The following is a 20,471-nucleotide window of genomic DNA, read 5'->3' on the forward strand; positions in this document are numbered from 1 at the left end:
AATGAAAGCAGCCTGTCGTGCCTCAATGCAGGATGTCGGCAATCACGCGCACCACAACATTTGGCAGCTCCCCAAAGCTGTAGCGCGCCGGGTTAAGCAGCACGGCCAGCGTGATCACCGCCGCAGACAGCACAAACGCGGCCATCGGCGCGCGTGGAAAGCGGTCGTCCGCATAGGCGGAAATCATGGCTGGGATGGAAAACACCCCAACCAAAAGTCCGATGGTGATCAGATAGTCCGTGGTCATGCTGTGGTCCGGTTGTTACCGGCCGACGCTACTCCGACTCGACGTTGAAAATCAAACGCTCGTCACAGGGCGATACGCGCAGAATGTTCGTTGTGCCAGGCACATTGAACGGCAGACCTGCGGTCACAACGATCTGATCGCTCTCCTGCGCATAGCCAAGATCGCGCGCGGCGCGGGCCGAGGCCACAACCGCCATCTTAAAGCGGCTGACGTTAGAGGTGATCACACAGTTGGTGCCCCAGCTCAGGGCCAGACGGCGCGCGGTGCCGCGCAGGCTGGTCATCGCGATGATCGGCACGCGCGGACGCTCCCGCGCAATCAACAGCGCCGTGGTGCCCGATTGACTGAAACAGCAGATCGCGGCGACCTGCGTTGTTTCCGCAATCTCACGAGCCGCAGCCACGATCGCATCCGCCACGCCGGAACGCGGCTGCGTGCGGCTGGCTTCGATGATCTCGCGGTAAGTCGGATCGTTTTCCACTTCCACAGCCACGTTGTTCATCGTGGTGACCGCTTCAATCGGATAGCTGCCTGCCGCCGATTCGGCGGACAACATGATTGCGTCAGAGCCTTCATAGATCGCGGTGGCCACATCCGAGATTTCCGCGCGGGTTGGCATCGGGCTGTCGATCATGCTTTCCAGCATCTGAGTTGCCACAATCACCGGCTTGGCCACATGGCGGCACTTCCGCACAAGGCGCTTTTGGATCGGAGGCACGGCGCTGACCGGCAGTTCCACGCCCAGGTCGCCACGCGCCACCATGATCCCGTCAGAGACCGCAAGAATATCGTCAAAGGCCTCCACGGCGGCTGGCTTTTCAATCTTGGACAGGATCGCCGCGCGCCCCTGCGCCAGCTCGCGTGCCTCGGTCACATCTTCCGGGCGCTGCACAAAGGACAGCGCCAGCCAGTCCACGCCAAGACCACAGACAAATTCCAGATCGTCCCGGTCCTTGTCTGACAGAGCGGCCAGTGGCAGCACCACGTCAGGCACGTTCACGCCCTTACGGTTTGAGATCGTGCCACCCGTGGTCACGACGCAATTGGCAAAATCATCACCGCAATCTTCGACCTTCAGGCGGATCTTGCCGTCATTCACCAGAAGGTTTGCACCGGGCTTGAGCGCGGCAAAAATTTCCGGGTGCGGCAGGCAGACGCGATGGATGTCGCCTTCTGCCGTGTCCAAATCGAGGCGGAATTTGGCGCCTTCTTCGAGATCTTCCGCGCCATTGGCAAAAACGCCCACACGCAGCTTCGGACCCTGAAGGTCGGCCAGAATGGCAATCGGGCTTTGCAGGTCTTTTTCCACCTGCCGGATGATGCGGTGCTTTTCGCGGATTTCTTCGTGGCTGCCGTGGCTCATGTTGAGCCGGAAGACATCGGCACCCGCTTCGTGCAGGGCGCGGATCATGTCATAGGTTTCAGAGGAGGGGCCCAGTGTGGCCACGATTTTCACGTTTCTCAGTCGTCGCATGATCGGTCTTTCTTTGGCTTTGCCTGTCGGGCGCGCGGTCATTCCGTTTCGGGATGTCTTGCGGTTTGCGCTACATGTTAACGCTAACAAATGCAAGTTTTACCTCTATGGAATTCCTTTTTAGGTCGAACTCTCTTAACTCAGAGCAAATAGCAATGACAGGCCCATGACATACACTCCTTTTTCTATCTATGGCGCGGATCGCCCCGCGCGTTGGCTCATCACCTGTGACCATGCATCTAACCATGTGCCCAGCGACATCGCGGGCGGCGACCTTGGTTTGCCAGCCGAAGATATGGCGCGTCACATCGCTTACGATGTGGGGGCACGCGGCACGTCTCTGCGATTGGGGGAGCTGCTTGATGCGCCGGTGATCTGCACCAATTTCTCGCGCCTCTGTATTGATCCCAACCGGGGCATGGATGATCCAACCCTTGTGATGCGGCTGTGTGATGGCTCCGTGATTGAGGGCAACCGACATGTGGATGACGCCGAAATCGCCCGCCGAGTTGAGGCGCATTATAAGCCCTACCACGAAGCGCTGGAGGCACTTGCCACGGCGCGGACGGCCCCTGTGATCATCGCCATGCACAGCTTTACGCCCCAATATAAAGGCCGCGCGCCGCGCCCATGGGAAATCGCCGTGTTGCATGCCAAACCCGAAGACCGCTTTGGCCACGCTCTCCTGTCGCGCCTTTCCAAAGAGCATGATCTGACCGTTGGTGACAATGAGCCCTATGACGGCGATTTGCCCGGTGACAGTATCGATCAGCACGCGCTGCAATCTGGCCGTTTGAACGCGCTGATCGAGCTGCGCAACGACGAGATCGAAACAGCTGAGCAGCAAAACCACTGGGCGGAGCGGCTGGCTGTGATCCTGCAGGAAACCCTTGAGGAAAGTGGCCTTTAACGCCTTGCGATTAAGTGTCGTCTCCCTTGTTACAGATCGTCGCCGTCACCATATTTGGGGTAAGGAATCGCTGCTGCCACAAAGGAGGCTCACAATGTCTCATGCAATACTCACAAGCTTCTTCGGCTGGATGACTGTGCTTCACGTCGCGCTCCTGTTGGTTGCGTCCATTGGCATCTATGGGATGCGGGGCAAGGTGACGGCCATGCATGCGCGGCTCACCGGCGTGCCCCAAGACAGCCTGGCGCCGCTCTACTTTCAGTGGCTTGGCGCCTATAAGCTGCTGATTTTTGTCTTCGCATTGGTGCCGTGGATTGCCCTACGGCTCCTCTGACCGGCTTGCTGCGCGTCTCTGCGCTTGTTAGGCCTTAAAAACACCCTGCTCTGAGGAGAGTGACATGGACGAGCAAACCCAAATCGAACTGGAAGCCGCAGCATTCCGCACGTTGCGCGCGCATCTGATGGAAAAGCGCACCGATGTGCAGAACATCGACATGATGAACCTTGCCGGATTCTGCCGCAACTGCCTGTCGCGCTGGTATCAGGAAGCCGCCAATGAGCGCGGCATCGAAATGGGTAAGGAAGAGGCGCGCGAGCTGTTCTACGGCATGACCATGGCAGAGTGGAAAGCCAACTACCAAACCGACGCCAGCCCGGAAAAGCAGAAGGACTTTGAAAAAGCCTTCGCAGAGAATGTTGGCAACGAAGGTAAGTAAACTCCTTTGAGTGGGCCAGGCGTGCGGTAAATCTACATCACGCTTGGCCAACAATCTGGGCTCCAAGCAATTTTGCCTGCTTTGGCCACATTGCTGCCCTTTTCCATCCGCTCCGTGCAGTGGGGCGTGGAGGAATGAAGTGATGATTACACTGCTGACACTAAGCGCATGTATGGGCCTTGGCCTGATGGCGCGGGACTTTGCCCCCAACGAAAACAGCGACACCCGCTAGATGAATTGCCGTCAAAACGAGAGACCGTAACCTCGGCCAAACCTCATCTCATTGAGGCCTACCGGCTAAGCTCATGCTCATAGCGCTGCTTGGCAATCTCTTCGTTTTGTGTGGATTTCTTATGGTTGGACAAGGCGTTTTCCACATAATCTAAATGCGCAATCACCGCGTTGCGCGCCCCTTTGGCATCCCGCGCCTGCAGCGCCTTGTTGATGGCCCGGTGCTGCTCCAGCAACTCGCCCCTGGTTGTGCGCTGTTTGAACATGATCATGCGGTTATAAAACACACCTTCACGCAGCAGCTGATACATCGAACGCATCATATGCAGCATGATCACATTGTGGCTCGCCTCAATGATCGCCAGATGAAAATCCGCATCCAGCTGCGCTTCATCCGTGGGATTGCGCTTTGGGTGAGCAGCCTCCATCTTGTCAAACACCGCCTGAATGACCTGCAGATCCGTATCAGATGCCAGCATCGCGGCGCGTTCTGCGGCCAACCCCTCCATGTCACGGCGGAAAGCGATGTAGTCAAACACCGCCTCATCATGCGCCGAAAACAACTGCACCAAGGCTTGCGAAAACGCGCTGCCCAGAACATCGGCGACAAAAATGCCCGCCCCGGCTTTGGACGTCAGCAGCCCCTTATCCTGCAGCATTGCAATCGCTTCACGCAGGCTGGGGCGCGAAACACCCAGCCGATCGCTCAGTTCCCGCTCCGCCGGAAGCCGCTCCCCGGGGCGCAAAATCCCCCGCAGGATCAGCAACTCGATCTGTCGCACAACGGAGGTGGAGAGTTTTTCTGGCTGAACCTTTTGAAACGGCATGACTTTCCTTCTGGCCCAAAATGAGCGCATCAAACTGGTCAGGTAATTTGACCACGCCATTCCACAGAGGGCAAGCCCCGTTGGATCACTGCTTAGGTGAGGGTCTTTGCCATAAAGATTGAAGAACTGTTGGCTTCATAGTCCCCAAAGGGCCCGCAATCTTCAAATCCATGCGCATGATAGAGGCTGTGCGCCTCGCTCAGCTTGTCTCCGGTTTCAAGTTTTAGCTCAGCAAGGCCCTGATCCCGAGCGGCCGTATCAAGCTGCGCCATGAGCTTATGGGCAATGCCTTTGCCGCGGGCCTCTGGATCAACAAACATGGATTTGATCTCGCCATAGGCGCCTTTGCTCGCAAGCGCGACGCAGCCCAATGTGGTGTCGCCTTCTTTGGCCACAAAGAAGCTGATTTCCGGAACACACAGCTCATCGATCGACAGAAAGTGATTGTCCTCAGCAGCAAATAGGCTCTGCATCAGGGCATGGCTGGCCTGCAGCAGCGCGGTCGCCTGCGGATCACGTGGATCACCGGGAATGACCGCAATATTCGATGTGTCTTGTGCCATGTTTGACCCCTGTCATTGTAAGCTGTCATCTGACCTTGTGGTTGTCTGGCAGCAGTTCTCAGCCAAGTCCAGAAGAGACGTGCCCACAGGGAGGTTTTGTACCACCCTTTCGCAGTCCCGTCCTTGCGGTTGCATAGAATCATGGCGCTTTGCGCGATCAGCTTTGTCGGGCTTTTTAAGCGCCTGCGCAGGGCTATCTTCGCCTCAGTGGCAATATCTTGTGGATAAATCCGCCACCTTTGCCACATCATGTGGTTTGCCGTTGACTCCCCGCCACAAGCCTTTGCAGACTTCTAAAAATCACAGGAATCATAGGGCCGCAGGTAATTTGCGCTTCTCCAAACTCAGACTGACAGGCTTCAAAAGCTTCGTGGATCCCACCGATCTGATCATCGCTGATGGTCTGACCGGCGTTGTGGGGCCAAACGGCTGTGGCAAGTCCAATCTGCTGGAGGCCCTGCGCTGGGTCATGGGGGAAAACCGTCCAAAGGCCATGCGCGGTGGCGGTATGGAGGATGTGATTTTTGCCGGTGCGGCCACCCGGCCCGCCCGCAACTTTGCCGAAGTGTCGCTGCAGATCGACAACTCCGAACGACTTGCCCCGGCAGGCTTTAACGATGATGACGCGCTCGACATCGTGCGCCGCATCACCCGTGACGTGGGCAGCGCCTATAAGGTGAACACCAAAGACGTGCGCGCCCGCGATGTGCAGATGCTTTTTGCCGATGCCTCAACCGGCGCGCATTCTCCGGCCTTGGTGCGGCAGGGGCAGATTGCCGAGCTGATCAACTCTAAGCCCAAGGCCCGCCGCCGCATTCTGGAAGAGGCGGCAGGGATTTCCGGCCTCTACCAGCGCCGCCATGAGGCCGAGTTGAAGCTCAAAGGGGCCGAAACCAATCTCGCGCGCGTCGATGACGTGATTGAGCAATTGGCCAACCAATTGAGCCAACTGGCGCGTCAGGCCCGACAGGCGGCGCGTTACCGCGCGATCGGGGATGAGCTGCGTCAGGCCGAAGGGCTGTTGCTCTATCGCCGCTGGCGCGAGGCCGATGAGGCGCGGGCAAAGGCAGATGACGAGCTGCGTGAGCGCACCACCTTGGCCAGTCAGGCGGAAATCGCGGCCCGCGCTGCGGCCAAAGAACGGGTGGCGCGCGATGATCTTGTGCCGGGCAAACGCGAAGAAGAAGCCATCGCCTCTGCGATCCTGCAGCGCCTGCAGGTGCAGCGCGACAGCCTGAACGATCAGGAAGCCCACGCGCTTCAAATCATCGAAACGCTCAAGAACCGCATTCTGCAACTCAGCCGTGATATGGAGCGCGAAGCCGGTCTGAACCGTGACGCCGTTGACACCATTGAGCGGCTGGAATGGGAGCAGCGCGAGCTTGGAAAGGCCAGCGAAGGCCACGCGGAGAAGCTCGAAGCGGCCTCTGATGAATCCCGTGAAGCCGCCAGCGTGTTGCAAGACCGCGAGGCCGAGCTTTCCCAGCTGACCGAAGATGTGGCCCGTTTGGCCGCGCGCCACCAATCCGCGCAGCGTCTTTTGCATGATAGCCAGAAGACGCAGGAAAAAAGCGAAGCGGAAGCCGCCCGCGCCCGCGCCGCGGTTGCGGAGTCTAAAGACGCCCTCAGCCGCGCCGCTGAAGAGTTGGAGACCGCGCGCGAGGCCGAAGAAGAAGCGATTGAGGCGGCGCAAGACGCCGAGGAACGGCTCGCAGCCGTCGAAGAAGAACGCGCGGAAGCCCAATCCCGCGAGGCGGAGGCCCGAGCAGAGCGCTCTGAGGCTGAAGGCGAACTCAACGCGCTCAGGGCAGAAACCACCGCTTTGGCCAAGCTCGTAGAGCGCGACACCGCAGAAGGTGGTCAGATCCTGGATCGGCTTCAGGTGCAGCAGGGCTTTGAGAAAGCGCTGGGCGCAGCCTTGGCGGATGACCTGCGCGCGCCGGAGGTCGAGGAAGAGGGGCCATCCGGGTGGTACGTTCTGCCGCAATACGGTGATGTGCAGCCGCTGCCCGATGGGGTCACCTCGCTGACCCAGCACGTTTCCGTGCCTGAGGTGCTTGAGCGCCGCATGAGCCAGATCGGCCTTGTGGCCACCGAAGATGCCTTGCAGTTGCAGCCGCTTTTGAAGCCGGGGCAACGCCTTGTCTCTATCGAAGGCGACCTGTGGCGCTGGGATGGTTACCGCGCCTGGGCCGAAGATGCGCCGAGCGCGGCCGCGCTGCGCCTGCAACAACTCAACCGTCTTGAGGAACTCAAACAAGCCATGGCCAGCGCCACCGCGCGCACCGATGGGGCCGTGGACGCCCATGAAACGCTGCAAAACCGCTTGCGGGAATTGTCTGATATTGATCAGGCCGCCCGCGAAGCCCGCCGTGCCGCCGACCGGGCCGTGGCGGATGCCAACCGCGCCTTGAGCCGGGCAGAGGCTGATCGCAATCTGGCCGAAGGCAAGCTTGAAAGTCTTGGCCTTGCGGTGACGCGCCACGAAGAAGAGGCCATGGCTGCACGCGCGCAACTCAATGAAGCGGAACGCGCCTTGGCGGATCTTGGCGATCTGGATGCTGCGCGTCAGGGCGTCGAAGACATCAAAATGACAGTCGAAGCCGCCCGCATCATGATGATGTCACGCCGCTCTGCTCATGATGAGCTGCGCCGTGAGGGCGAGGCGCGTCTGAAGCGCTCTCAAGGGGTGATCAAAGAGATCAGCGGCTGGCGCCACCGCCTTGAGACCGCTGAAAAACGCATGAACGAACTGGCTGAGCGCAAAGACAGTTCCGAAGAGGAGCTGATTGATGCAGGTGCCGCTCCGGAAGAGATCGCAGCCAAGCGCGAAGAGCTGACCGATACCATCGAGGCCGCCGAAGAGCGCCGCCGCACCGCCGCGGATGCTTTGGCGGAGGCGGAAGGCGCGCTGCGTGAGGCGGAACATGCGGAGCGGGACGCGGAACGCGCGGCCAGTGAGGCCCGTGAAGCCCGCGCGCGATCTGAAGCGCGCGCAGATGCGGCGCGCGAGACCGTGGTCTACGCAGCAGAGCGGATCATGGAAGAGCAGGAAGTCACACCTGCCGACCTTCTGGAGCGCCTTGCCGTGGAGCCGGATAAAATGCCGGATGCAGGCGACATTGAAGCCGATGTGAACCGCCTCAAGCGACAGCGCGACAGCCTTGGCGCGGTCAACCTGCGCGCCGAAGAAGACGCCAAAGAAGTGCAGGAAGAATATGACGCGCTGACCAGCGAGAAATCCGATCTCGAAGCCGCGATCAGCACCCTGCGCAGCGGCATTGCCAGCCTCAACAAAGAGGGGCGTGAGCGCCTTCTGACGGCCTTTGAACAGGTCAATAGCAACTTCTCTTTGCTGTTCCGCCATCTGTTTGGCGGGGGCGAGGCCAATCTGGTTCTGGTGGAAAGCGAGGACCCGCTGGAGGCAGGCCTTGAAATCATGTGCCAGCCGCCGGGCAAGAAGCTCTCCACCCTGTCCCTGCTGTCTGGCGGAGAACAGACCCTCACCGCCATGGCGCTGATCTTTGCGGTGTTCCTGGCCAATCCGGCACCGATCTGTGTGCTGGATGAGGTCGACGCGCCATTGGATGACGCCAATGTCACGCGCTTCTGTGATTTGCTGGACGAGATGTGTCGTCGCACCAACACCCGCTTTTTGATCATCACCCACCACGCCGTCACCATGGCGCGGATGGACCGCCTCTTTGGCGTTACCATGGTAGAGCAGGGCGTGAGCCAGCTTGTGTCGGTTGATCTTAAGGCGGCAGAGACGCTGGTGGCGTAACGCCCAGGGGCCGGCCCCTCTTGGCCTGATGGCCAATTCACCCCGGAGTATTTTTGGCAGAATGAAGAGGCTCACCGCTTTGTGACGCAGAAACATCGACCGCTCGGTTTAGGGTTGCGGCATGGAGGATGCGTGATGCGGATGATGATCGGGTTTTTGATGCTATTGGCCGCGCCAGTGGCTGCGCAGGATTGGAAAACCCAGCCCGGCGACACAGCTTTTGACAGCGCAGGCCTGACCGAGCGCCTGTCAGGACAGACCTTGGTATTCTTTGACAACGGGCGGTCGGTCTTTGAAAGCAACGGCCAGTATCAATACACCTATGGCGGTGGCGGGACCTGGTATGGCCATTGGAAGGCCGCCGCGGACAGCACGTTTTGCGTGACTTTTGTCACCGGCGTGGAGCGCTGCGACCGTATTGTGGAAAACGGCGGCCGCCTTGTGCTGCAGACCAAAGACGGCATGCGCTTTCCAGTGCGCGAGGTTGTCGCGCATTCCTAATCGAGCTTTTAGAGCGCGTTCAGCAATTGCTGTGTGGGCCAGGCATCCGCAGGCAAGCCCAATCGTTGTTGTTCTGCCTGCACCGCACGGCGGGTCAGCTTGCCGAGAATGCCATCCACCTTGCCAACATCATGGCCGCGGGCCTTGAGTTTGCTCTGCAACTGCTTCATCTGCGCGCCGCTCAGACCGGGATCGGCATTGCCTGCATCATAGCGCGCCGCCCCTTCCAGGCGGGTGGCAAAATAGGCCGCGGTGGTCACATAGACAAAGCTCTGGTTCCACTCAAAATACACATTGAAGTTCGGGTAGGCGAGGAAGGCCGGCCCTTTGCGCCCTTGTGGCAGCAACAGTGACGCAGGCAGGTTGGCCAGTTGCCCTTCACGCGGTTTCACGCCCATCTTGGCCCATTGTTTTGCAGGCAATGTGGTGTCCAGCCCGGACTTGGACCAATCCAGATTGGCGGGCACTGTGACTTCCTGCAGCCAAGGCTCGCCCGCGCGCCAGCCGAGATGGGAGAGCATCTTGCCGCCCGACATCAGCGCATCTTGGGGAGATGTCTTGAGGCTCACTTTGCCGTCGCCATCGCCATCCACGCCGTTCTCGATGATGTCTGCTGGCAGCATCTGGACCATGCCGATCTCACCAGCCCAGGCACCTGTGGTTTTGGTCGGGCTGAAGTTGCCGCGTTTGTACAGCTCCAGCGCCGCAAACACCTGTGGGCGGAACAGCTCCGGGCGACGGCAATCATGGGACAGGGTCACCAGAGAGTTCAACGTATTGAAGTCCCCCTGAAATGCGCCGTAATCGGTTTCAAACGCCCAGAACGCCAACAGTACGCCGCGCGACACGCCATATTGGCGCTCGATGCGGTCAAAGGTGCTGGCATATTGCTGTGCTTTTTTGCGGCCCACATCGATCCGGTTCTGACTGATCAACCGCTGGCTGAAATCCAGAAACGGGCGTTGGAATACCCCTTGGCTGCGGTCCGCTTTGATGGTGGCTGGGTCTTGGCGCACATTGGCGAAAAATGCGTTCACCGTGCTTTTGTCATAGCCCTTGGCACGGGCTTCCTGCTTCAGACCGCTGACGAAGCTGTTAAACGACCCCCCGCATTGCGCGATTGCGGTGCTGGCGGTGGTGATGGAAAGAAACGCGGCGGCAAGCGCAGGCAAAAGACGCATCTGAAAGTCCCTGAAGCAATATTTGCGTTCAGACATAGCCAGAGGCGTCTGGCTGGGCAAGCGCTCAGAACAGAGCCAGTATCAAGGCTGCCGCGAGCGTGATGCCCCAACTGCGCCACAGCGCGCCACAGGCGGCGTCCACATCATCAGGTCCGAGCTCTTTGCGGCCTTCAGGGTTCACAAAGGGAAAGCTCTGCATCTTGCCGTCATAAGCGCGGGGCCCCGCCAGAGAGATGCCAAGCGCGCGGGCCATGGCAGCCTCCGGCCAGCCCGCATTGGGCGAGCGGTGCAGACGCGCATCCGCTTTGATGGCCTGCCACTGGGACAGCCCAGCATGACTGACGGCAATCAGGGCTGCGGTGATGCGGGCAGGCACCCAGTTCAGCACATCATCAAGCCGCGCAGCGGCCCAGCCAAAGTGCAGATATTTCTCAGAGCGGTAGCCAATCATGCTGTCTGCGGTGTTCACCACTTTATAGACCAGCAGGCCGGGCAGCCCGCCGATCAGGAACCAGAAAGCCGGGGCGATCACCCCGTCGCTCAGGTTCTCCGCACCGGATTCAATGGCGGAGCGTGCCACCGCGCTTTGATCCATATGGGCGGTGTCTCGACTTACAATCCGCGCCACCATGCGCCGCCCATCCCCGAGCGACAGCCGCAAGCCATCGCCCACCGCTTGAACGTGATCCACAAGCGAACGTTGCGCCAAAAGGATGGCAGTAATGATCAGTTCGGGTAGCCAGCCAAACAGGCCAATCACCTTGCCAAGCACCATGGCGCCGATGACCAGACCAACCACCACAAGCGCTCCTTTGAGGCGGCCGGCCTCACCGGTGTTGAAACACGCATCGGCCTGTCCAATCACGCGGCCCATCAGAACCGCCGGATGGGGCAGCCGTTGCCAAAGCCAGCGTGGCTCCCCCAGCGCGGCATCCAGAAGCATCGCGCCAACCAAAACACATGCCGTGCTCATGCGCCTGCCTCCATTGTCGTCAACGCATTCTCAAGCTGTGCCCAGCGATCCGGCGTAGGCAGGCCAAGGCGCAGGAATGTCTCCGAGTATGGGAAAACCCGTGTCCAGATGTGATGCTCAGCCAGTTGTTCCTGCCATTTGGCCGCATCCGGCACGTCATAGAGACGGAACAGCGTGGTGCCGCCCACAATCCGCGCGCCTTTGGCTGTCATCAGCGCATCCAGACGGTCACTGTCTTTGCTCAATCGCGCGCGTGTATCTGCGGCCCAGCTGTGATCTTGCAATGCCGCCGCACCAGTGCGCAACGCCGGGCCGGAGACTGCCCATGGGCCGCTCAGAGCGCTCAGCTTGGCGATGGTGTCAGGTGTGGCAATTGCAAAGCCGAGCCGCATCCCGGCCAGCCCCCAGAATTTGCCAAAACTCTTCAGCACAATCCGCCCCGGCTGATCAGCTAGATGCACGAGGCTGTCATCCGGGCAGACGTCACAAAAGCTCTCGTCGATCACCAACAGCGGCGCATCCACATCCTCTGCCTGCCATCGTTTACCGGTTGGGTTGTTGGGATGCACCAGCACCCGCGCGTCAGGCGCGCCGTTGCCAAAGGCCCAGCCCTGCGCCGCAAAGGCGGCGGCATGTTCATTGTAGGTTGGGGCAGGGATGTCCACGCTGCCTGTAGGCAGCAGTGCCGGAATACGTGCGATCAGAGCCGAGGCCCCGGGAGCCGCAAGGATCGCAGCACCCTCTGGCAACTTCCAGAATTCCCGCGCGGCGCGGATCAGCGCATCCTGCGCCGCCTGATCGGGCAGATCATTCCAATCCGCCGCGGTAAACTCTGGCAAAGGATAGGGCACCGGGTTGATCCCGGTGGACAAATCCAGCCACTGTACTCGTGTGCCGCCCCAGCGGGCCACCGCTGCATCAATGCCGCCACCATGATCGCGCGGCGGCATGACTGAAACCAATTCTTTTCCCGCCTGCATCGCGCCGCGCTCCCAGTCTTGCAAAACTGCTGTTCAGAGCGCGGCTACACCACCAAGAAGGCGTTTGGCAAGCCGCGCTCAGCCGCGCCCGTGCGGTGCGTCAAAATCCAGAAGCGGATTGATCGGCACAATACGGTGCGGATTGATGCTTTCATGGCTGCGGTGATAGTGGCCGATGATGTGATCCATATTCACGGTCTCAGCCACACCTTCCACCTGATAGAGCTCCCGCGTGTAGCCCCAGAGGTTCGGATAATCGATCAGCCGCTTGCGGTTGCATTTGAAATGCAGGTGATAGACCGGATCAAAACGCACAAGCGTAGTGAAGAGCCGCCAATCCGCTTCGGTGATTTGATCGCCCATCAGATAGCGGTTTTGCGAAAGCCGCTCTTCCAGCCAGTCCAGCGTGTCAAACAGCGGGTGCACAGCGGCGTCGTAGGCCTCTTGCGAAGTGGCAAAGCCGCTTTTGTAAACGCCATTGTTGACCCTGTCATAGATCCGAGCATTGACCTCTTCGATCGCCTCTCGTTCGGCTTCAGGCCAGAAATCCAGTGTATTGCCGGTCAGCCCGTCAAAGGCGCAGTTGAACATGCGGATGATCTCAGAGCTTTCATTGCTCACAATGGTTTCCCGCTGCTTGTCCCAAAGAATCGGCACGGTCACGCGGCCTGAGTAGCTCGCATCCGCCTTGGAATAGAGACTATAGGCAAATGGCAGACCATAAAGCGTGTCGCCCGTCGCACCGGCGCCGTCTGTCTCAAAGGTCCAGCCCTCGCTCAGCATGTCCGGATGCACCGCAGAGATGCTGATGTGATCCTCAAGCCCTTTCAGCTTGCGAAAGATCAGCGTGCGATGCGCCCAGGGACAGGCGTAGGACACATAAAGGTGATAGCGACCGCTCTCGGCCTTGAAGCCATCTGTGCCGCTTGGCCCCGCGCTGCCATCTGCGGTGATCCAGTTGCGAAACTGCGATTGCGAGCGCACAAATTTGCCGCCCGTGGACTTGGTGTCATACCATTGATCGGTCCATTTCCCATCAACCAAAAGCCCCATGGCGTGCTCCCTTCCGAGGTGGTGTCGTCATCGATGTTGCTGAGTAATCTAGGGGCCACAGCGGCGTCATAACACCGGCATCCCCGCGCGCTTGCTGCGCATTTTTGCACAGAAGAACCAGGCAAACCCGCATGGGATATCGCGGTTTTACAAGGCGTTGCCATTCCGAACGGTGGCGTATGTTTACAAAATCTTCGCTTGACCCAGCTCTAATGGGTCGCGACGATGGAGGCCGATTTTGGAGATTCTCGATGAGTACATTCGTTTCCGCTGAAGTGCAGGCAGGCTTGGATGCCGCCCGCAAGAAAGCCCTGAAACAGCGCCATCGCCTTCGTATAGAAGCGGATGGTCAGAGCATTCGTGTGCTGCGTCATTGGGAAACCGGTTTCACGCTGGACGCCGAAACCGCGCCACATCTGCGCGGGCTGGTCGATCTCTATGACGGCAGCAAACACCTGTTTCAATGTCTGGTGATTGCCGCAGATGAGGAACACGGCGAAATGCGCTATGAGTTCAAGCGCTCCACCCCGGCAATGGAACGCGCTCCGGTCGATTTTTATCAGGAAGAGCCCGCGCCGGTCGCTCTGCTGGAACAGCAGAACTGACCCGCGCTGCAGGTGGCGGCCGGCCCGTTTGAATAGCGGCAGGGCGCCTTTGTTTTACTGCATATCGGCAAATGCCGTGCGCAGACGGCTTGCTGCCTCTTCCACGCGCGCCCGCGGTGTGGCGATATTGAACCGCAGGAAGTTCTCGCCGCCTTTGCCAAAGGTTGGCCCGTGGTTCACTGCGATACGGGCATCTTGTTCCACCCGTTTGGTGAACTCTGCCCGTGACATGCCAGTGTCGGTGAAATCCACCCAGCTGAGGTATGTCGCCTCAAGCGGCATGGAGGCCACGCCGGGAATATCTGCAATTGCCGCATCCAGAATTTTCCGGTTGCCGTCCAGATAGGTGATCAGATCATCTACCCAGGCCGCACCATCCGGCGAATAGGCCGCTTCCGCCATAAACAAGCCAAAGCTGTTGGGCGATAGCCCAAGCGCGGCCATGCGGGTCGCAAACTTGGCGCGCAGCGCCGGGTCGGGAATGATCACATTGCCGGAATGGCTGCCCGCGATGTTGAACGTCTTGGTGGTGGCGGTCATCATCACCAACCGGTCCAGAATGCTCTCATCCACGTTGGTCATCGGGATATGGGTGTGCCCCGGGTAGACCAGATCATGGTGGATTTCATCAGACACCAGAATGAGATCGTGGCGTTTGCAGAAATCTGCCACGCCCTGCAGCTCTTCACGGGTCCAGACACGGCCACCGGGATTATGCGGCGAGCAAAGGATGAACATGGTTTCATGCCCCTGCATCTGCGCATCCCAGGCTGCAAAATCCATCTCATAGCGCCCCTCGTTCAGCGCCAGCGGGCACTCCACAACCTCGCGGCCTGCCGACGCAATGACCCGTGCAAAGGCGTGATAGACCGGTGTGGTTAACACAACGCCATCGCCCGGTTTGGTAAAGCTGTCCACACACATGCCGGTGCCGTTCACCAGCCCATGGGTGGTGAAGACCGAGGCCGGGTCCACCTCCCAGCCATGCCGGGTCTTCATCCACCAACAGATCGCTTCGTTGTACGCAGTCTCATCGCCGTAATAGCCATAGATGCCCTGCGCCTGCATTTTGGCAATTGCGTCAGCTACACATTGCGGCGGGCGGAAATCCATATCCGCAACCCACATGGCAATCCCGTCATCGGCTGGCACGCCATAGATTTGCTCCATCATGTCCCATTTCACAGAGTGGGTGCCAAAACGGTCGATGATTTCGTCAAAACTCATGTGCTGCGTCCTTTGCTTAACATCGCAAGGCACGCTAGCGAAAAGCGGGCGCGGTGCAACCCATCTTGCAAAAAACCCACATCTGCGCCCTTTGGATTTGAGGATATTTTGTCTGATGTCGCTCTAGTGACTTGTAATTGCGCATCTATTGGGGTGGTGGCGGGCAGTCTGTGTCAGAAAAGCCGCTTTACCCGGTCGTTGGGCGCTATTGCACAGAGCCTAACCCGTTGCGCGCAGGGCGCGTCTGTCCTAGATGAGGGCCATGATTAAGCCCATTCTCATCCACCCCGATCCGCGCCTTAAAAAACTCTGCGCGCCCGTCGCCGATCTGAGCGACGATCTGCGCACATTGGCCGAAGACATGCTGGAAACCATGTATGACGCGCCGGGCATCGGCCTGGCCGCGCCGCAGGTTGGCGTGCTGGAGCGTCTGATCGTGATGGATTGCATCAAAGAAGGCGAACCGGAACCGGTAGTGATGTTCAATCCTGAGGTGCTGTCCAGCTCTGAGGATCAGAGCGTCTATGAGGAGGGCTGCCTGTCTATCCCGGAGCAGTTTGCCGAAGTCACCCGCCCCGCCGAAGTGCGGGTGGGCTGGATCGATATGGATGGCAATCCGCAGGAGAAAGATTTCGATGGCCTTTGGGCGACCTGCGTGCAGCATGAGATCGACCACCTCAACGGCAAGCTCTTCATCGACTATCTCGGCCCGATGAAACGCCAGATGATGACCCGCAAATCCCAAAAGCTGAAGCGCGAGCTGGCACGCGGATGAGCATTCTGCCGCTGGTCTTCTATCCCGACTTGAGGCTGGCGCAGCCCTGCGCTCCGGTCAAAGATCCGGTCACTGACGAAGACCTGGGCCCCCTGATCGCAGATATGTTTGATACCATGTATGCCGCTCCCGGTCGTGGTTTGGCCGGGCCACAGGTGGGTGTGATGAAACGTGTCTTTGTGATGGATTGCACCTGGAAAGACGGCGCAGGCACGCCAATGGCATTTCTCAATCCGGAGATCATCGCGCAGAGCGAGGGTGAGGATACGCTTGATGAAGGCTGCCTCTCGATCCCTGATCTGATGGTGCCTGTTGTCCGCCCCACAGAGATCACAGTGCGGTGGATGGATGAGCTTGGCGGCACGCATGAGCGTGATTTTGACGGCTTTGAAGCCCGCTGCATTCAGCACGAAATGGATCATCTTGACGGCCGCGTGACGCTTGATCACCTATCCGAGCCCGCACGCGCCGAGATTTTGCAAGGATATACCGCCCCATGACCGTTCGCCCCTGCCTGCCTTGGCCTGACAAACGCCTGCGCACCGTTTCCGAACCTGTGGCAGAGATCACCGATGAAGTTCGTCAGGTCTGGGATGATCTGATTGACACCATGTACGCCATGCCCGGCGTTGGCATGGGGGCCAACCAGATTGGCGTGCTCAAGCGCCTGATCGTGGTCGACGCCACCGAAGAGGGCAACCAGCCCATCCGCATGGCCAACCCTGAAATCCTGCACGCCTCGGTTCAGCCGCGCGAGCATGAAGAGGCGAGCCCCAACCTCGTGGGTGTTTCTGCCAAAATCTCCCGCCCCCGCGCGGTGACCGTGCGCTATATGGATGAGTCTGGTGAGACCGTTGAGAAAGACTTTGTTGGCCTCTGGGCCACCTCCGTGCAGCACCAGATCGACCACATCAACGGCAAAATGTACTTTGATCATCTCAGCAAAACCAAACGCGCGATGCTGATCAAAAAAGCCCAGAAACGCCGCTGACACCCAACTTAAATTCCACGCACGCAGGAGCCAAACCATGCGCATTCTTTTCATGGGAACCCCCGATTTCTCAGTTTCCGTGCTTGATGCTCTGGTTGACGCGGGCCACGAGATTGCCGCCGTTTTCTGCCAACCACCGCGCCCGGCTGGACGCGGTAAGAAAGACCGCCCAACCCCGGTCCATGCCCGCGCACTGGAACTGGGTCTTGAGGTGCACCATCCCAAAAGCCTGCGCACCGATGAGGTGCAACAGACCATCCGCGATCTGAAGGCGGATGTGGGGGTTGTGGTGGCCTACGGGCTGCTTCTGCCCCAGGCGGTGCTCGACGCTCCGACGCAGGGTTGTCTGAACATCCACGCCAGCCTTCTGCCACGTTGGCGCGGCGCTGCCCCCATCCACCGCGCGATCATGGCGGGAGATGCAGAAACGGGTGTGTGCATCATGCAAATGGATGCGGGGCTGGACACTGGCCCGGTTCTGCTGCGTCGTGACCTCACCATTGGCACCGAGGAAACCACCGCAGAGCTGCATGACCGCCTCGCGGTCTTGGGCTCCGGCGCCATTGTGGACACTCTTGCCGCATTACCCGAACTGACAGCCACGCCACAGCCAGAAGAAGGGGTCACTTACGCCGAAAAGATCGACAAATCCGAAGCGCGCATCGACTGGTCCGCCCCGGCGGTTGAGGTGGACCGAAAAATCCGCGGTCTCTCCCCATTCCCCGGTGCATGGACAGAGATTGAAGGCCAACGGGTGAAACTCCTCGCCTCCCGCCTTACAGAGGGGCAGGGCGACGCTGGCACTTTACTGGATGATGCGCTCACCGTGGCCTGCGGCGACGGCGCCGTGCAACTCCTGCGCCTGCAACGCGCCGGCAAAGGCGCGCAGGATGCCGACGTGTTTCTCCGAGGCTTCCAGCTCAGCAAGGGCGATGTGATCTAGCAGCACCGCTCAATTAGGCGCCCCGTGTTTCAGCATTGGTGGAGAACCCAACATCGCCGACACGCCCGCCACTGCGTTTGCTCATTCGTCAAATATCCCGGGGGTGCGGGGGCTGGCCCCCGCGAAGTCCGACGTCGCGCATCTTTCTTCAGCTCCCGGCCCCAAGGCCATCTCTTGCCCCGCAGCGCGTTTTGCCCAATCGTAGGCAGGTAAATACACCGCTAGCACGCCCATGAGGTCCCATGTTCTTTGCCTTCTTCGGAACCGTCATCATCGCCGGAATCATCGGCTATGCCTCAGAGCGCATCCGCTTCACGCATAATGGCTACATCCCGTCGATCATCATCTGCATTGGCGGGGCATTTCTGTTTTTCATGATCAGCCGCATGTTTCACATCGGTTTTGGCAGCCCGGGCATGAATGCGATCGTGTCTTCGATCGGCGCACTCATCATCGTGCCAACCCATTACCGCCGCTAAATCCCGGCACGCCGGTGCCCCGAAAGCCACAAACGCCTGCGCTACATTAAGAATTTCTTAAAATTGTAGACCGCTGGCCAAAACCTTGACTATGCTCGACTCATATAAGCGGCACCAAAGCCGCATGCTTTATTGAGGCGAGCAAAAATGGCGATTTTGGATTTTGGCAGCGATTCCGCTGCGCCAAAGGTCACGGTTGTGACCACCATGAAGGACGAAGGTCCTTACATTCTTGATTGGGTTGCACACTACAAGGCCCTTGGTGCAACTGACATTGTTGTGTTCACCAACGACTGCAGCGATCCCACCGACCAGATTCTACGAAATCTCAATAGGCTGGGCTATGTCCATCACCGGTTCAACCGTGTGATGCGGCGCGGGCCGCACAAAAGCGCGCTGATGTGGGCGGAGCAAGAACCTGTGGTGCGCGATGCGGATTGGCTGCTGGTGGTTGATGTGGATGAGTATCTCGACATCAAAGTCGGAGACGGCACTTTCAAAGCGCTCATTGATCATCACAAAGGCGCAGATGCGATCTCTCTCGTGTGGCGCATCTTTGGCAACGCGGGAATTGAGCACATCTCAGACCGCCCTGTGCCGGAAGAGTTCGTGAAGTGCGAAGGCGCCGAAGTTAACCCGCAACGCCGCAGCCGCTTTTTCAAGACTCTGTTTCGGAACAACGAGAAATTCAACCGCATGGGGGTGCACCGCCCGTTTCTTGAACGCCGCGCCTCAGATATTGTCTGGGTCACCGCTGATGGCACGCGCATCCCCGATGAAAACATGCCCGGCGCACTCCATGTGAGTGACGGCTACGGCTATGAGGTTGCACAGCTCAACCACTATGCTTTGCGCTCCAAGGATGCGTTTTTGAACAAGCAGCGCCGAGGGCGCGCCAATCATGTCGGTGGGAACCTCAAGCTCGCCTACTGGAAAAAATTTGATCGCAACGAGGTAGAAGATCACAGTCTGGCAGAAGGCTTCGCCAAAGCCCTGCCGATCAAAGAAGCGATGCTAGACGATCCTGTGGTCCGAAGACGGCATGAAGAGGCGATCGAGGGCGCGCGGGCCATGGCCAAAATGGCGCGTAGAAAACGCCCAGGCCGCGCCTTTGTTGTGCATCTGGATCGCATGCTTTCCGGCGGGCACATGCCCGATGAGGAGGAGATCGAACTCTCAAGTGATGGCACCGATCAGGCAGCCTAAGACGATAAAAACGCAGGTAGGAGAATATCATGGCAATCCCTGACACGCTCGCCGTGCGACTCATGAATGTCGTCGGAGATCACGAGCTCGGCGGAAATTTTCTAATGCTGGGACGTCAGCGCTGGGTTGGGAGCCGTCGAAAGCGTTCCGCCCGACTGTTTCAAGACACGATTAAGGCGCGTTTTCCGGATCTCTCCGAGGAAGATTTCGCCAGCCCGGATAACAAATACTCGGAAACCTTCTTTGAGCGTTTGGGCTTTGATCAGGTAGACAGTATGGATGTCTCTGACTTTGAAGATGCCAGCATCGTTCAGGATCTTTCCGGTAAGCTCCCAAAAAAACTGCGTGGGCGTTTTGATGTGATCTATGATGGCGGCACATGCGAGCATGTCTTTGATCTGCCAACCGCTTATCGCAACATTGACCGGATGCTAAAGCCTGGTGGGGTCTTGATCGGCCATAGCCCGTGCAACAACTGGATCAACCATGGATTTTATCAAATCACGCCGGAAATGGTGTATGGGTTCTGGGAAAAAACGCTCGGCTATGAAGTGCTTGAATGCGAATTGCAGCCGTTGCTTCCCATGTTTGCGCACCGGAGCGTAGGGACAACGAACCCCAACGAAACCGGGGTGCGCCCCCGTTTGCTTGGCAAGCTGCCTGATGGCCCGGTCATCTTATCCTACGCTGTTCGCAAACCGCTTCAGAAGCGCGCTGATAAAGGCACAAAGGTCTATCAGACGGACTATCAGGCGCGCTGGTCAGAGGGCGAAGAACAGCAGGCTGTCGCGGTATAGGGTTCGGC

General features: G+C 59.1%; 22 protein-coding genes. 13 read left to right on the forward strand and 9 right to left on the reverse strand.

The features are described from left to right. Nucleotides 1–22: 22 nt before the first annotated feature. Both J7400_RS03195 and pyk read right to left on the reverse strand, forming a co-directional pair. Complete coding sequence (locus J7400_RS03195) at nucleotides 23–247, reverse strand: hypothetical protein (protein ID WP_209059119.1); 225 nt, start codon at nucleotides 245–247, stop codon at nucleotides 23–25. A 28-nt stretch (nucleotides 248–275) separates the two neighbouring features. Continuing rightward, nucleotides 276–1,721, reverse strand: a complete 1,446-nt coding sequence (gene pyk / locus J7400_RS03200; protein WP_209059122.1) for a pyruvate kinase — start codon at nucleotides 1,719–1,721, stop codon at nucleotides 276–278. Nucleotides 1,722–1,887: 166 nt separating this feature from the next. Between pyk and J7400_RS03205 the strand changes: the two genes are divergently transcribed. The 3 genes from J7400_RS03205 (at nucleotide 1,888) to J7400_RS03215 (ending at nucleotide 3,347) form a co-directional block, all read left to right on the forward strand. Continuing rightward, complete coding sequence (locus J7400_RS03205) at nucleotides 1,888–2,631, forward strand: N-formylglutamate amidohydrolase (RefSeq protein ID WP_209059125.1); 744 nt, start codon at nucleotides 1,888–1,890, stop codon at nucleotides 2,629–2,631. Between the two features lie 94 nt (nucleotides 2,632–2,725). After that, complete coding sequence (locus tag J7400_RS03210) at nucleotides 2,726–2,965, forward strand: DUF6868 family protein (RefSeq protein ID WP_209059128.1); 240 nt, start codon at nucleotides 2,726–2,728, stop codon at nucleotides 2,963–2,965. Nucleotides 2,966–3,029: 64 nt separating this feature from the next. Next, nucleotides 3,030–3,347 carry a DUF1244 domain-containing protein gene (locus tag J7400_RS03215; RefSeq protein WP_209059140.1) on the forward strand — a complete coding sequence of 106 codons (318 nt, stop codon included), beginning with the start codon at nucleotides 3,030–3,032 and terminating at the stop codon, nucleotides 3,345–3,347. Nucleotides 3,348–3,637: 290 nt separating this feature from the next. Here the strand turns inward: J7400_RS03215 and J7400_RS03220 are convergent, their stop codons facing one another. Both J7400_RS03220 and J7400_RS03225 read right to left on the reverse strand, forming a co-directional pair. Then, complete coding sequence (locus J7400_RS03220) at nucleotides 3,638–4,405, reverse strand: FCD domain-containing protein (RefSeq protein ID WP_209059142.1); 768 nt, start codon at nucleotides 4,403–4,405, stop codon at nucleotides 3,638–3,640. 92 nt (nucleotides 4,406–4,497) lie between these two features. Continuing rightward, complete coding sequence (locus J7400_RS03225) at nucleotides 4,498–4,968, reverse strand: GNAT family N-acetyltransferase (RefSeq protein WP_209059145.1); 471 nt, start codon at nucleotides 4,966–4,968, stop codon at nucleotides 4,498–4,500. A gap of 328 nt (nucleotides 4,969–5,296) precedes the next feature. Between J7400_RS03225 and smc the strand changes: the two genes are divergently transcribed. Next, complete coding sequence (smc, locus tag J7400_RS03230; protein ID WP_209059147.1) at nucleotides 5,297–8,752, forward strand: chromosome segregation protein SMC; 3,456 nt, start codon at nucleotides 5,297–5,299, stop codon at nucleotides 8,750–8,752. A gap of 135 nt (nucleotides 8,753–8,887) precedes the next feature. Then, nucleotides 8,888–9,253 (forward strand): hypothetical protein, encoded by a 366-nt coding sequence (locus J7400_RS03235; RefSeq protein ID WP_209059151.1) that lies wholly within the window; start codon nucleotides 8,888–8,890, stop codon nucleotides 9,251–9,253. Nucleotides 9,254–9,261: 8 nt separating this feature from the next. On the opposite strand, the gene J7400_RS03240 is transcribed toward J7400_RS03235, so the two are convergent. The 4 genes from J7400_RS03240 to J7400_RS03255 all read right to left on the reverse strand — a co-directional run bounded on the left by J7400_RS03240 (nucleotide 9,262) and on the right by J7400_RS03255 (nucleotide 13,440). Further along, the gene (locus tag J7400_RS03240) at nucleotides 9,262–10,434 is read right to left on the reverse strand and encodes a lytic murein transglycosylase (protein WP_209059154.1); all 1,173 of its coding nucleotides are present in this window, start codon (nucleotides 10,432–10,434) and stop codon (nucleotides 9,262–9,264) included. A gap of 64 nt (nucleotides 10,435–10,498) precedes the next feature. Continuing rightward, entirely contained in the window at nucleotides 10,499–11,407 is a 909-nt protein-coding gene (gene cbiB, locus J7400_RS03245; RefSeq protein ID WP_209059156.1) for an adenosylcobinamide-phosphate synthase CbiB, read from the reverse strand. Continuing rightward, nucleotides 11,404–12,387: a threonine-phosphate decarboxylase gene (locus J7400_RS03250; protein ID WP_209059158.1), complete on the reverse strand. Its 984-nt coding sequence runs from the start codon at nucleotides 12,385–12,387 to the stop codon at nucleotides 11,404–11,406. The genes cbiB and J7400_RS03250 overlap by 4 nt, the downstream gene beginning before the upstream one ends. Before the next feature lie 78 nt (nucleotides 12,388–12,465). After that, nucleotides 12,466–13,440, reverse strand: coding sequence for a glutathione S-transferase family protein (locus J7400_RS03255; RefSeq protein ID WP_209059160.1), 975 nt, complete (start codon nucleotides 13,438–13,440; stop codon nucleotides 12,466–12,468). Nucleotides 13,441–13,691: 251 nt separating this feature from the next. Between J7400_RS03255 and J7400_RS03260 the strand changes: the two genes are divergently transcribed. Then, a complete protein-coding gene (locus tag J7400_RS03260; RefSeq protein ID WP_209059162.1) occupies nucleotides 13,692–14,045 on the forward strand; it encodes a hypothetical protein in 354 nt (117 codons plus the stop codon). A 54-nt stretch (nucleotides 14,046–14,099) separates the two neighbouring features. Here J7400_RS03260 and J7400_RS03265 read toward each other — a convergent pair whose 3' ends face one another. Then, nucleotides 14,100–15,272, reverse strand: a complete 1,173-nt coding sequence (locus J7400_RS03265) for a MalY/PatB family protein (RefSeq protein WP_209059166.1) — start codon at nucleotides 15,270–15,272, stop codon at nucleotides 14,100–14,102. A 262-nt stretch (nucleotides 15,273–15,534) separates the two neighbouring features. On the opposite strand from J7400_RS03265, the gene def (J7400_RS03270) reads away from it, so the two are divergent. The 7 genes from def (J7400_RS03270) (at nucleotide 15,535) to J7400_RS03300 (ending at nucleotide 20,463) form a co-directional block, all read left to right on the forward strand. After that, nucleotides 15,535–16,047, forward strand: coding sequence for a peptide deformylase (gene def / locus J7400_RS03270; RefSeq protein WP_209059169.1), 513 nt, complete (start codon nucleotides 15,535–15,537; stop codon nucleotides 16,045–16,047). Further along, nucleotides 16,044–16,547 carry a peptide deformylase gene (gene def, locus J7400_RS03275; protein ID WP_209059172.1) on the forward strand — a complete coding sequence of 168 codons (504 nt, stop codon included), beginning with the start codon at nucleotides 16,044–16,046 and terminating at the stop codon, nucleotides 16,545–16,547. Before def (J7400_RS03270) ends, def (J7400_RS03275) begins: the two co-directional genes overlap by 4 nt. Beyond that, nucleotides 16,544–17,038 carry a peptide deformylase gene (gene def / locus J7400_RS03280; protein ID WP_209059175.1) on the forward strand — a complete coding sequence of 165 codons (495 nt, stop codon included), beginning with the start codon at nucleotides 16,544–16,546 and terminating at the stop codon, nucleotides 17,036–17,038. The genes def (J7400_RS03275) and def (J7400_RS03280) overlap by 4 nt, the downstream gene beginning before the upstream one ends. Nucleotides 17,039–17,075: 37 nt before the next feature. Continuing rightward, on the forward strand, nucleotides 17,076–17,981 hold the full coding sequence (gene fmt, locus J7400_RS03285) for a methionyl-tRNA formyltransferase (RefSeq protein WP_209059178.1): 906 nt from the start codon (nucleotides 17,076–17,078) through the stop codon (nucleotides 17,979–17,981). 242 nt (nucleotides 17,982–18,223) lie between these two features. Then, on the forward strand, nucleotides 18,224–18,460 hold the full coding sequence (locus J7400_RS03290) for a hypothetical protein (protein WP_209059180.1): 237 nt from the start codon (nucleotides 18,224–18,226) through the stop codon (nucleotides 18,458–18,460). Between the two features lie 147 nt (nucleotides 18,461–18,607). Continuing rightward, complete coding sequence (locus tag J7400_RS03295) at nucleotides 18,608–19,666, forward strand: glycosyltransferase family 2 protein (protein WP_209059182.1); 1,059 nt, start codon at nucleotides 18,608–18,610, stop codon at nucleotides 19,664–19,666. Nucleotides 19,667–19,695: 29 nt separating this feature from the next. Further along, nucleotides 19,696–20,463 (forward strand): class I SAM-dependent methyltransferase, encoded by a 768-nt coding sequence (locus J7400_RS03300; RefSeq protein WP_209059191.1) that lies wholly within the window; start codon nucleotides 19,696–19,698, stop codon nucleotides 20,461–20,463. Nucleotides 20,464–20,471 lie beyond the last annotated feature (8 nt).

Origin of the sequence: Shimia sp. R9_2 (genome assembly GCF_017743735.1) — a bacterium.
GTDB lineage: Bacteria > Pseudomonadota > Alphaproteobacteria > Rhodobacterales > Rhodobacteraceae > Shimia.